We start from the raw sequence: 11,667 nt of genomic DNA, 5'->3' as shown, positions 1-11,667 counted from the left end.
ACTCCTTACTTGCGGTTAGTGCTGCCCTGGCAGGCAATAAACAGGTTGAAGAGGAATGCCGCAGCAATAGCCTCACTGAAAGACAGGCTGAAAAGGGCAGCGAACGCGAACGCGATAACGCTAAGCCACAGCGCAACGGCACCAATGACGAGAATGGTCACGACGATAGCCGCGATGATAGCGGCCACCTTTCCAGGCTTATCGCCCTTAGGCGGTCGGGGAATGTTGGGGTTGTAAATCCAGGCAGGGGTGTTACCAGTCTTCAAGGTTTTGTCTCCTATCGGTTAGCGAGGCTACGGGCGGATTCGTTACTGATGGCTGTACGGGCCCCGGGCCCGTCATGTGCGTCGATAGCGGTTAGCCGCTCATTGTTCATAAGGTCCCTGAGTCGGGCCACGGCGCGAGAGTGGGCCCTAGACCATGACGGAAGCTTGATACCGGCACGCTGTGCGGCCTCCTGGGGGCCGTACTCCCAGTGCTCTCGCAGAACCTCCCGCTGAGTGTCTGTGAGGCCCTGATACGCGCAATCAAGGTCTATGAGGGCCGTCACCGTAGCCTGCCCGTCGCGGGCCTTTTCCCGCCCGTACTGGACGGTTGAACCGGCCTCCGCCCAAGCATCCCGGGGAAGGTAGTAGGTGCCCAGCAGCTCCGCTACCTCTTCACTGCCATACAGGTAGTGCGGGGTACCGTAAACGGCCCGGTAACGTTCCTTAGCGCAATACTCTTGCGCATACTTTCGAAGGTAGGCACCTACGGTGCCGTTAAGGTTACCGGTAGTCTTTTCAAAGAAATGACGCTTTTCAACAAGCTTAAGCGACAGCTCGCCGTGCAAATCTTCGGCGTCAATACCGGGCCAGTCACGCGCGAAACCGCGCGCAACCGACCGGGCAAGGTTTACATAATCCTGGGGGTCGTAAGTCACTTTGAAACCTTTCCAATCTTGCCGTTCTCAAACCGCATGCCTCCGTAAAGGAATGAGCCATCGTTTGCCATGAAAATGACTTCCGGCTGAACACGGTTACCTGAAATGTGCAGTAGACCGAAAGCCATTTGCCAGTTAGCGTAACCAGTCGAAAGGTAAGCCACCTTACGCATGTCGGTAATGTGGCCGATTTCCATTCCCCAGCGGGGAATCATGGCCCCAGCGTAACCGTGGCTCTTGCCGGTAATACCGGCACGGTGCGTGTGACCACACACCACATTCTTTCCGTAAACCGTGGCAGCGTTAAGGGCCGTGCGGCCCGCCTCTTGCGCCATTCGGATTTCCTTGTTGTCCCCATGGGTGGTGACCCATCCCGGGGCAACCTTATGGATACTGTCCCGAACCTCAATACCGAAGGAGTCAAAGTCTAGGAGCCTGTCGTATTCCCATTCCGGCATTCCCGCCACGGCGGGGGCATACTTTTGGAGGTATGCGCTAATGCGGATGTCATGGTTACCGAGGTGGAAGCCAAAGTATCCGTCATGGTTAGAGCGCCAAAAGTCTAGGACGCGCTTACCGGCTTCCCGTTCTTCGTGCACTCCCCCCGCGAATTCGTTGATGGTTCCCTTAGACCAGCGGCTAGGGGCATCAAGGTTCAGGAAGTCTCCCGTGTGCACAACACCGGCAGGCTTAGTCTCCTTAAGGAATGCCCCAATGTTCTTGACCGCATTGGTGTGATGCTCCGGCACGTGAGTGTCAGGGATGAGGACTACCGTGTAAGGGTTCTTAGCGTCATGCTTCAACTTGTTGGCCTCCCGAAGAAATCCGCCAAACCGGCGGCCTCATAACTAGTGATATGGTCGTAATCAATTTCGTCACTATTCCAATCCAGTACGGTTACCGACCGGAGGCCGGTTGAATGGTTGTACTGAAAACACACCTGAAGCTTTCCGACGGTTAGCGTTTCCGTCGTGATTCGCGCCATTAGCTGACCCTTTCGCTGTGCATCTTGGAAAGGCCCTCCCGCATGAGGCGGAAACCGAAAGCGACAGCCTCACGAGGGGCCAGGAAGAATCCGATGTGATGGGTCATGACTCCCGCACCGTTGTGCTCGGATGCGGTCACGTAGACAGAGTCATGGTCGTAAGTGCTTTCCGCGACGGTTATAACGTCCGTGGCGCCTTCCTCGCACGAATGCGACTGCCTAGGAAACAGCATTTTCCTCCTTAAGGATTCGGGCACAGTGAACGTAGCCCTCAATGTCATCTAGGTTGTCTTCCTTGTGTGCGCTCTTTTCACGCGACACCTTAAGCAGAATCATCATTAGGGCGACATCCCGCTTACTGATGTCTACGCCCAGGTGGGCGGACCATAGCTTTGAGATGCGGCTAAAGGACACGTCCGGATCCCCGTAGGACTCATAGCGTTCCCCGTGGACCAGGTTGGCCCCAACGGTGTCCGGCCGTGTAAGGCGGGTAACGTCCTTATCCCCGACCCACAAACCGGCGTAATTCTCGCCGCCCTCTATTCGGTAAGGGAATGTCTTATCGGTTTCGTCAATTTCAACGATGGTGAATTCGACTCCCTGATAGCGGACAATGTCCCCGACCTTATACACCGATCAACTCCTTTAGTGCGTCATAACCGTTTTCTTGCACGAACGAATTAACGTCGTGTCCTTCGGGCAGGAGAATGACTCGCGCATTCTCGATTAGGGCCGCTAGCGGCTCAGCAAACTTTTCTAGGCCCGTTCCCCCATCATCGTTATCCGCGTACACGTAAACCGCCTTATAGCCTCGGATCATGCGGGTAAATTCAGGCTTCCAGGATGTTGCCCCAGGGGCCCCGACCGTGGGAATACCCGCCATATGCGATGTAATCGCATCTATTTCGCCTTCCGCAATGGCTAGGAATTCCTCGTTACGGAAAAGGTCTGCCGTATTGTAAAGGCGTGTCCCATTACCTGATGGGTTAAGGTAACGGTTTTTGTGAACGGCTTTACAGTCATGGTCCGAAAGGCAACGGAATTTCATTCCTAGGACCCCGTAAGGGGCCTCATAAGGAATAGCGAACATTCCCCGATATTGTTCATGACCCGGCAACGGATCTTCTACGGCGCCCAATCGAAAGAATCGAGCGCTGTCCTGCCACTGGGGCCCGAACCTCTTCGTCAAGAATGTTTCTCCGGCGACGTTTCCCTTTATCGACCGATGATATTTTGCCGTAGCTTCCTCCAAGAATTCTTTCGCAGAATTCGATGGAATCGTTGAAATCTCTAATCCCCTCCTGCCATTGGACTAGGGCGAAAGAATCGCCCCCGAAATCGCATGTGTGACATTTGAAAACGTTTAGGCCCGTATTAACGGATGCACTAGCGGAACGGTCCTCATGGAAAGGGCATTTGATGGGGGCCCACGACCCCCGATCGTTAACGTCGTGGGCCCCGTAATGCTCTAGGAGTTCCTTAATGGGTGGCTTATCGGCCGCTTCCATTAGTCCCCCATGTAGCGGCCCTCCTGGGCCGTTTCAGTCGTCCAGGAGGACGCGTAGTCCTCCGGCCCGTCAGACATCATCTGACGTGCGTACGCCTCCCAAACCTCCGGATCAACCGCATACCCGGTAGCGCGGTCAATTCGCGCCTGTCGCTTACTGCGCTTAGTAGTATTGCCATTGTGTCGGGGCAAATCAGTTCTCCTCGTACTCATAGGTAAGACGGTCAAAGGTGACCGTAATGAGCGGATCATCGTAGCCGTTAGTGGCGTCCTTAACCTCCATAAGGAATTCCTCCAGAGCGGACACCGTAACGACGTTAGAGGCGTCGAAAGCGGGTGCCTTACCCTCCTCAAGCTTCGCCTTAAGGATTATCTGATGGACCACGCCGTTAGCCATTACTGTTTTCCTCCTTGTTGTCGTACGTGTATCGGGGCCCTAGGGCCTGCCATGCCGGATAGTTTTCAAGGTAATCCGCCGCACGGCGGAGTACTTCCGGCCTATCCCTTGCCCCACGGGCCAAAAGGAAATTGTTACAGCGGGCACACAAAAGGCCCCTAACCGCTTCCGTTTTGTGGCAGTGGTCAACGGCCAAATTGGTTCGTCGGGACTCTAGGCATATCGCGCACACCCTGTCCTGGAATTCGAATAGGGTTCGATAGTCGTCACTGGTTAGCCCGTAAGTGGCCTTTAGCCTCGCATTGCGGCTATTGGCACGCTGGGTGCCCTTACGGCACCCAGCGCACACCCGTCCCCGTGTTCCCTGAAAGAAACGCTCTTGACGGTTTCTAGAGCACTTAGAGCACTGCCTGTAGCCCTTGCGTGTGCTCAGAGGCCACGGCCAGTCAGGAAGTCTCCAAAGCCTCCAGAGGGGGCCCTACGGCTACCGGGCATGGTCCCGGCAAGACTGATCAGGAGGAGGGCCGCAATACGCGTGGCAGTCTCTCCCTTAAGGTTCCACGTAACGGTTCCGTCGCCGTTGTCAATCACGCGGGGAACCTCCTCACCCTTAACCATGATGTTCTTGGCAGGGTCCTTAAGCGTGTTCTCAGTCATGCGTTAGTCTCCTTTATCCGATTCTCATGTATTCAAGGTTTGCGGGCAGGCTGATAAACCATTGCCCCGAGGGGTCAGCCTTTCCGCCGCGATTCTTTACGATGGATACGTTTAGTTTCAGATTCTCAAAATCTGCATTTCCCTCTTTGTGAAGGGTTAGGATCATCGCGGGAATCTTGGACACTTTGCCCAGTAGGGCAGACATGGGGGCAGGCTTAATGCCATCGTCGTATTCCCCTGTCAGGTGATGCAAGGCGATTACTGCCGCGCCCGTTTTACGGGCTAGTTCGTGCAGGTAATCGATAATCTCACTGTAGCGGTTGTTTTCGTTTTCGGACTCTGTCCAGACGTTTTTGATGTTATCGATGATGATTAGATGCGGCCAGCAGCCATACATGTAGCCAAACGCTCTAATGTCAAGGTCGATATTGTCTAGGGCAGGTTGGGCCTCAAAGTCCCAACGCATAAAGTCCAGGTTATTTATTTGTGTGTCGTAGTGCACAGACCGGCCATTGTCCATGTCTTTTTCAACAGCCCACACGGGGCTATCGGTAAGCATGGCACCCAAACGCGTGTATTGCGTGAATGCGTCAGAGTCAGCCGAGAAATACAGGGTGGGTACCTCTGCCCGTACGGCAATCGTTGTTGCGAATGCCGATTTACCGGTTCCGGATCCGGCAGCGATCAACGTTAGTTGACCGCGCCGAATGTGGACTCCCGCCTTTTCAAGGGCGGGAAATGCCGTAGGTAGAGGCTCACCCGCTTTACCCGCCTTATGTCGGGCTCGTACTAGGGTAAGCAATCAACCTCTTTTCCGCACACACCCTAGGGGTGTGCATTGTGGGGCAAAAAAAATGGCCGGTTATCCGGCCTGAGCAAACCGCGCGCACTCGCCCTGCTTGTAGTTCTGGGGGCAGTCGAAACCGAACCATGCCTTATTGTTCTTGGCCGAAACGCCAGAAACAAAGTTCTTTTCACCATGACGACACTCGGTTGCAAGGTTGTGGTTAGCAGGAGGGCCCTGGGGGGCCTCCCCTCCGCCTCCGCCGCCGTTCCCGCCACCATACGACCGGCCGGAACTCCCGCCACCTGTACGGCCGTTGTAGGCCCCTCCACGGGCCCCGCCACCGCTGGACGACTCGACCTTACCGCCCAACTGCTCACGGATGAGGTTCACGGCCTTAGCGTGGGTAATAGCTTCGGAGATTACCTCCCCTCCGCCCTTGATGAACCAGTCGAGCGTATCCGTAAACTCTTCGGTGCTAGTGCCTCGCAGGTTCGTCATAGCTCCCTCAGGGGAGGTAAACGAAAGCTGGGCAATATAACCTTCCTGCCCGTCGACCTTAGTCAATTTTAGTTCCTTTCCTTAGCTGAACAGTATTTCCAAACGCCGCAGATGCGGCAATGATCCCCGACATTGGGCATAAAAACTTGGGCCTCTACACCACGGTTAAGGGCATCAAACCATGCCGTAACACGCTCTCGCGTAAACCGTGTGAGGTTTGTAGGACCCACCATGCGGTCATCCTTAAGCATAAGGAATGACCCTTGGTTAATCTCTACCCCATAAGATTCTAGGACCGCTAGGCGATACACGCCTAGCTGAAAATCCCAAGAGGGAATCTTACTGCCCGACTTGATGTCGACTATTTCTAGACTGCCGTCCGGGTGTTCCCGGATTTGGTCAATGTAACCGACTACTTCAATGTTACCGACCATGATTCTAAAGGGCAACTCAATTGCAGGTTCAAAATCGGGAGTTTCCCAAATCTCCCACCCCTGAGCTAGTGCATTCTTGATGTACTGCTCTAGCTGCTCTTTACCGCGCGTGAACCTTCGGGTTAGGTCCACACTACCTTTAGTGCGTGGGTTGCCGGTCATCCATTTATCGGTGTCCGGCTCGTCCTTTAGCATGCGGGTAAGGTGAAGGCGCCATGCCGACTCGTAAACGTCGTTGGCGCCTGTAAGGTCCATTGTTCGGTTAGAGCGTTCCCACGCTTCAATCGCTTCGTGTACTGCCAAACCCTGTAGCGTCCAACCGGCAGGGGTTTGGGGTTTCTTATCCAAACGTTCTAGCCGGTAACGCTCAGAACATCCGGAGTAGGTAGTGTATTGGGATACGGACTTATGGCCTACGATATGCGGCCTCCTTACTCGATTGCCACCCCGTAAAGGTCGGGGAGGGCGTGTTCGTGGGGCACGTCCTCTTTATCACGGAGGTAAGGGAAGTTGGTTGCAATGTAGTCCTTCGGAGCATCCCACTCATACCACAAACGCCCTTCCCTAATGTCTTCCACTACAGGTTCGCCAAAAAGCAGTTCATAGCGCTTAAGGTACGTCCCCGCTATACCCCATGCGCAATCCTCCCCCAGGGCCACGTAAACGCGATTAGTGCTTGCGTTTACGCCAGTCTCGACCGCGCTAACCGGGTCAAGGCTACAAGGCCGGTATTCGCCCACTCTGTGTTTGTCCTATCTGTAGGGGGCCCTAATGCCCCTCACACGGGTGCGCTGAACTGGTGTTGTTGAACTCTCATTCAGTACGTAAAGAAAGGGTATGTTCCGCATCCCCGCTGGTCAACGGGTTTTGTACACGAATCCATCACATCTTTCGTTACGTAGCGGTAACATAACCGCTCATTCGTTCGTACGAGTGTTCGAAACTCTAGCGAAAGGAAAGGGGCCGCACCACACCTTTTTAGGTGGGAGGCCCCTTGCACTGAGGTTTACCGGACGCTCACTCTTGCGCCAACCAATATTCTTCCCCCTTTTCCCGCTTACGCCAGTAGAACCCGTACTCTGGGTCATACACGACGATAAGCTTTTCCGACTTAGCCTTAAACCGCTCAAGTTCCCTCATGCGCTTTTCGCTGATGTGCATTCCCGCTTCCTCCTCCGCAAGGGTGCGGAGCATAACGTTTTCTCTGTCGTGGAAATGCTCAGGGTCAACGTTAGCGGGAGTGTAATCGTCGTAAGGCACGGCGCTTAGAGCCGCAATGTTCGCACGGCGTAGCCGGGACGCAACCGTATTTTTGCTTACGCCCAAGTACTCTGCGGCTTCCGCGTAGGTGCGGATCTGCTTGCCGTTGTCATCGTACACGGCCCTAATCGTGGCCTCTGTCTCCGGATTAGGGTGAGGCTTACGGCCGGTAGGGGAAGACATTTGTTTTCCTAAGGGGTTAACCGTACGGGATATTGGGTCATCGGTCGCACTCCTTGTTGCTGTGATCTCAATCTAGCACACGGTGCGGGTGTGTGCGTCGACATTTCGTGTGGTGTGGATCACTGGCACTGGCGTACAACCTTTTGAAACTTTGCCCGAAAGGCAAGGACACACTAGCGGGGTGTGCCTCCCTCTGCAACTCACGAGTAAGTCTAGTCAGGCTTACCTAAGTAGGTTAGTTGCTTAGGGGACCTATTGGTATCAGCGTACGCGCCCCGGAAACGGTTACACGCCCACCCCCCAACGTTGAAGGGTGTCCCCCTGCCCGTACAGGGGCCCTCTGGGGCCCTCTTGGGGCCTACCGGCCCTCCGGGCCCCTGGCCCTCCCCCTGGGTCCTCACGGGGCCCTAGAACGGCTAAGGCCCCGCCGTAGCGGGGCCGTTGCTGCTGTCTAGGCAGTCAGTGTGAAGGGGAGTCCCCTAGCCGTAGCTAGGTTGGTGCCTTTACTCCACTTGCCGAACGGCCTTGTTCAGGGCGACGACGATGTGGTCCACGCCCACCTGCCGGGCGAGGAGCACGTGCTCGGCCGTCTGCGGCATGATGCCGTCGAGCGCGGAGACGACGAGGATCGCGCCGTCCAGCTGGGCGGCCCCGGTGACCATGTTCTTGACGTAGTCGGCGTGGCCGGGCATGTCGACGTGCGCGTAGTGCCGGGTGTCGGTCTCGTACTCGACGTGCGCGATGTTGATGGTGATGCCGCGCGCCGCCTCCTCCGGGGCTCGGTCGATACGGTCGAACGGCACGAAGGTGCCGGTGCCGCGCCCGGCGAGGACCTTGGTGATGGCGGCGGTCAGGGTGGTCTTGCCGTGGTCGACGTGGCCCATCGTGCCGATGTTGAGATGCGGTTTGGTGCGGACGTACGCCGTCTTGGGCATGGCGGTACCTCGAAGTCTCTGCCTGGAGGTGAGTGAAGGTCCCGGCGGGCGCTGTGCGCGGCCGGGACGGGGACCCCGTGAGACCTGCCGACCCTCCCCCTGCGGGGTCCGCCGGACGATCCGGGGAGGGTCAGCTTCGGGCGCCGTCGACAGTGGCCGTGACAATCAGGACGGCAGCCTTCGGTGCATCCGCGGCGGCGGATGCTGCGAGGACGAAGGCGTACCGGAACATGAGGCAGATCTTCGCCCATGCCGCGCCGGGCGTCGAATGGTTTTCCGGGCGCCCGGCGGGTGCCGCGCCCGCGGCGCTCACGCCCCGATGTTCTTCAGCGCCTCCCGTACCGCCAGCGGCGCGAAGCGTCCGCGCTCGCGGGCGAGGAAGGCGCGTACGGCGCCGGGGTCGGTCTTGGCGTACTCGCGCAGACACCAGCCGATCGCCTTGCGGACGAAGAAGTCGGGGTGGCCGGACTGGCGCAGACAGTAGGCGAAGAGGCGTTCGGTGTCGGTGCGGTCCTTGAACCGCAGTTGGTGCAGCAGTGCGGTACGGGCGACCCAGAGGTCGTCGTCGACGATCCACGCGTCCATGTCGAGCCTCAGCTCCGGGTCCGCGGCGACCAGCCCGCCCACCACGTGCGCGGCGAGCGCGTCCACCGTGTCCCACCAGGACACGGTGGTGACGAGGTGCCGCGCCACCGGCAGGAACGCGGACGAGCAGCGGCCCACATGCCGGCGCAGGTAGTCGACGGCGAAGTAGTGGTACTCGCGCTGCGGGAGCTGCCAGCAGCGCAGGGCCACGGCCGTGCAGTCGGCCTCGTCGGGGCGGGGCGTGCCGGCCACGACGGTGCGGGACAGGGCGCGGCGCACGGGAGTGGTCAGGCCGAGGAACGGGGCGACGTCCTTCATGTACGCACGCATGGGCGCCGCCCGCTCGGGATCGGCGGCTGAGGCGTAGGTCACGGTCAGCCGTTCCAGCAGCGTGTCGGCGAGTTCGCTGCGCGGAACACCGACTGTTCCCGCACCTGTGACGCTCATGAGACGAACCATACGGCGATCACACATATTTGTCGGTTAGTGTCACCGGATGCTCGATGCCTCCACCCGCTCTGGCGGCACCGCCACGGCCCCGTCCCGGGCCGCGTCCGAGGCCTCTCCCCAGGCCACCACCACGTCGAAGCTCCCGGCCGCGGTGCCGTCCGGCACGGTCGCCGTCGCCGTACCGCCCGGATTCACCGCGCGCTGCGCGAGAGTCCTGCTCTCGCCGTGGTCACGGTTCTCCCTGCTCGTCGCGCTGCTGGTGGGCGCCGCGACGGCCATGCTGCTGTTCGAGCCCCAGCGGCTGCTGGCGCACGGCTGGCCGCCGCAGCTGAGCGGGGTGGCGGCGGCCGTCATGTTCGCGGTGGCGTACGGCCTGATCACCGTGGCGTTCGTGCCGCGTCCGCTGCTGAACCTGGCGGCGGGCGCGCTGTTCGGTTCGCAGCTGGGGACCGCGGCGGCCGTCGCGGGCACGGTGCTCGGCGCCGGACTCGCCTTCGGGCTGGGCCGGGTGCTGGGCCAGGACGCGCTGCGCCCGCTGCTGCGGGGCAAGGTGCTGCGGACCGTCGACCGCCAGTTCAGCCGGCACGGCTTCCGCTCGATGCTGGCGGTGCGGCTGTTCCCGGGCGTGCCGTTCTGGGCGGCCAACTACTGCGCCGCCGTCTCCCGCATGGGCTGGCTGCCGTTCCTGCTCGCGACGGCGCTCGGCGCGCTGCCGAACACCGCCGCGTACGTGGTCGCGGGCGCCCGCGCGTCGACGCCGACGTCGCCCGCCTTCCTGATCGCGATGGCCTTCATCGCCGTACCGGGCCTGGCCGGGGTGGTCATGGCCTGGCGCAAGCGTCACCACCTGCGCGACCGCTGACCGCCCGTCACACGGATTCCAGGATCATGGCGTTGGCCAGTCCGCCCGCCTCGCACATGGTCTGGAGGGCGTAGCGGGCGCCGCGCTCGCGCATCGCGTGCACGAGGGTGGTCGTCAGCCGGGTGCCGCTGGCGCCCAGCGGGTGGCCGAGCGCGATCGCGCCGCCGTGCACATTGACCTTGGCGAGGTCGGCGCCGGTCTCCTGCTGCCAGGCCAGGACCACGGCGGCAAAGGCCTCGTTGACCTCGAACAGGTCGATGTCGTCCATGGTCAGACCGGCCCGGCGCAGCACCTTCTCGGTCGCGGGGACGACGCCGGTGAGCATCAGCAGCGGGTCGGAGCCGGTGACGGCGAAGCTGTGCAGCCGGGCGAGGGGGCGCAGGCCGAGGCGGGCCGCGGTCTCCGCGGAGGTGATCAGGACGGCCGCGGCGCCGTCGTTGATCGGGCTGGCGTTGCCCGCCGTGACGTTCCACTCGATCTGCGGGAAGCGCTCCGCGAACGCGGGGTCGTGGTAGGCGGACCTGAGGCCGGCGAGGATCTCCGGCGTGCTGCCCGGGCGGACGCACTCGTCGCGGGCGACGCCGTCCAGGGGCGCCACCTCGGCGTCGAAGAGGCCGGCCGACCAGGCCGCGGCGGCCCGGTGGTGCGAGGAGACGGCGAAGGCGTCCATCCGCTCCCGGGTGAGGGACCACTCGGCGGCGATGAGTTCGGCGCTGATCCCCTGCGGAATCAGGCCGTCCGGGTAGCGCCGGGCGACTCCGGGGCCGAAGGGGTCCTGGCCGGCCCGGACGTTCGACCACATCGGCACACGGCTCATCGACTCCACGCCGCAGGCGACCGCGATGTCGTACGCGCCGGACATCACGCCCTGCGCCGCGAAGTGCACGGCCTGCTGGGACGAGCCGCACTGGCGGTCCACCGTGGTCGCCGGGACCGTCTCGGGGAATCCGGCCGACAGCACGGCGTACCGGGTGGTGTTCATGGCCTGCTCGCCGACCTGGTCGACGGTGCCGCCGATGACGTCGTCGATCAGTGCCGGGTCGACGCCGGACCGCTCGACGAGGGTGCGCAGGGTGTGGGCGAGGAGTTCGACGGGGTGGGCATGGGCGAGCGAGCCGTTCGGCTTGCCCTTGCCGATCGGGGTGCGTACGGCTTCGACGACGACTGCGTCACGCATGTTGCGGGCCTCCTCGGCCGCCGGGGCG

The 11,667-nt window shown here is 60.4% G+C and carries 16 protein-coding genes and 1 pseudogene; 1 reads left to right on the top strand and 16 read right to left on the bottom strand.

The features are described 5' to 3' along the window. Positions 1–5 precede the first annotated feature (5 nt). The 15 genes and pseudogenes from DN051_RS32285 to DN051_RS32210 all read right to left on the bottom strand — a co-directional run bounded on the left by DN051_RS32285 (position 6) and on the right by DN051_RS32210 (position 9,597). Positions 6–266 carry a hypothetical protein gene (locus DN051_RS32285; RefSeq protein ID WP_162624995.1) on the bottom strand — a complete coding sequence of 87 codons (261 nt, stop codon included), beginning with the start codon at positions 264–266 and terminating at the stop codon, positions 6–8. Positions 267–918: 652 nt separating this feature from the next. Continuing rightward, positions 919–1,725, bottom strand: a complete 807-nt coding sequence (locus tag DN051_RS32280) for a metallophosphoesterase (RefSeq protein ID WP_112440192.1) — start codon at positions 1,723–1,725, stop codon at positions 919–921. A 401-nt stretch (positions 1,726–2,126) separates the two neighbouring features. Then, positions 2,127–2,540, bottom strand: a complete 414-nt coding sequence (locus DN051_RS32270; RefSeq protein ID WP_112440188.1) for a DUF6378 domain-containing protein — start codon at positions 2,538–2,540, stop codon at positions 2,127–2,129. Next, complete coding sequence (locus DN051_RS47850; protein WP_425471793.1) at positions 2,533–2,790, bottom strand: hypothetical protein; 258 nt, start codon at positions 2,788–2,790, stop codon at positions 2,533–2,535. The genes DN051_RS32270 and DN051_RS47850 overlap by 8 nt, the downstream gene beginning before the upstream one ends. Before the next feature lie 220 nt (positions 2,791–3,010). Then, on the bottom strand, positions 3,011–3,415 hold the full coding sequence (locus DN051_RS47845; protein ID WP_112440184.1) for a CHC2 zinc finger domain-containing protein: 405 nt from the start codon (positions 3,413–3,415) through the stop codon (positions 3,011–3,013). A gap of 192 nt (positions 3,416–3,607) precedes the next feature. Beyond that, positions 3,608–3,811, bottom strand: a complete 204-nt coding sequence (locus tag DN051_RS32255; RefSeq protein WP_112440182.1) for a hypothetical protein — start codon at positions 3,809–3,811, stop codon at positions 3,608–3,610. Further along, complete coding sequence (locus tag DN051_RS32250; RefSeq protein WP_112440180.1) at positions 3,804–4,160, bottom strand: endonuclease VII domain-containing protein; 357 nt, start codon at positions 4,158–4,160, stop codon at positions 3,804–3,806. Before DN051_RS32250 ends, DN051_RS32255 begins: the two co-directional genes overlap by 8 nt. Positions 4,161–4,240: 80 nt before the next feature. Beyond that, entirely contained in the window at positions 4,241–4,468 is a 228-nt protein-coding gene (locus DN051_RS32245) for a hypothetical protein (RefSeq protein ID WP_112440178.1), read from the bottom strand. A gap of 13 nt (positions 4,469–4,481) precedes the next feature. Then, a complete protein-coding gene (locus DN051_RS32240) occupies positions 4,482–5,270 on the bottom strand; it encodes an AAA family ATPase (protein WP_112440176.1) in 789 nt (262 codons plus the stop codon). 60 nt (positions 5,271–5,330) lie between these two features. Beyond that, entirely contained in the window at positions 5,331–5,819 is a 489-nt protein-coding gene (locus DN051_RS45170; RefSeq protein WP_162624994.1) for a hypothetical protein, read from the bottom strand. A gap of 2 nt (positions 5,820–5,821) precedes the next feature. Continuing rightward, on the bottom strand, positions 5,822–6,535 hold the full coding sequence (locus tag DN051_RS32230) for a RecB family exonuclease (RefSeq protein ID WP_246040679.1): 714 nt from the start codon (positions 6,533–6,535) through the stop codon (positions 5,822–5,824). A gap of 669 nt (positions 6,536–7,204) precedes the next feature. Continuing rightward, positions 7,205–7,567: a sigma factor-like helix-turn-helix DNA-binding protein gene (locus DN051_RS32225; protein ID WP_162624993.1), complete on the bottom strand. Its 363-nt coding sequence runs from the start codon at positions 7,565–7,567 to the stop codon at positions 7,205–7,207. A gap of 584 nt (positions 7,568–8,151) precedes the next feature. Beyond that, positions 8,152–8,565, bottom strand: a pseudogene (locus DN051_RS32220) (GTP-binding protein); the annotation flags it as partial. Between the two features lie 130 nt (positions 8,566–8,695). Next, positions 8,696–8,878, bottom strand: a complete 183-nt coding sequence (locus DN051_RS32215) for a hypothetical protein (protein WP_053761484.1) — start codon at positions 8,876–8,878, stop codon at positions 8,696–8,698. Next, positions 8,875–9,597: a DNA alkylation repair protein gene (locus DN051_RS32210; protein ID WP_053761485.1), complete on the bottom strand. Its 723-nt coding sequence runs from the start codon at positions 9,595–9,597 to the stop codon at positions 8,875–8,877. Before DN051_RS32210 ends, DN051_RS32215 begins: the two co-directional genes overlap by 4 nt. A gap of 49 nt (positions 9,598–9,646) precedes the next feature. Between DN051_RS32210 and DN051_RS32205 the strand changes: the two genes are divergently transcribed. Next, the gene (locus DN051_RS32205) at positions 9,647–10,462 is read left to right on the top strand and encodes a TVP38/TMEM64 family protein (RefSeq protein WP_053761486.1); all 816 of its coding nucleotides are present in this window, start codon (positions 9,647–9,649) and stop codon (positions 10,460–10,462) included. Positions 10,463–10,469: 7 nt separating this feature from the next. On the opposite strand, the gene DN051_RS32200 is transcribed toward DN051_RS32205, so the two are convergent. Continuing rightward, complete coding sequence (locus DN051_RS32200) at positions 10,470–11,639, bottom strand: thiolase family protein (RefSeq protein ID WP_112442548.1); 1,170 nt, start codon at positions 11,637–11,639, stop codon at positions 10,470–10,472. Between the last annotated feature and the right edge of the window lie 28 nt (positions 11,640–11,667).

The sequence above is a fragment of the Streptomyces cadmiisoli genome, assembly GCF_003261055.1.
In the GTDB taxonomy this organism is placed as follows: domain Bacteria; phylum Actinomycetota; class Actinomycetes; order Streptomycetales; family Streptomycetaceae; genus Streptomyces; species Streptomyces cadmiisoli.
This window is presented reverse-complemented; position numbering and strand designations above follow the sequence as displayed.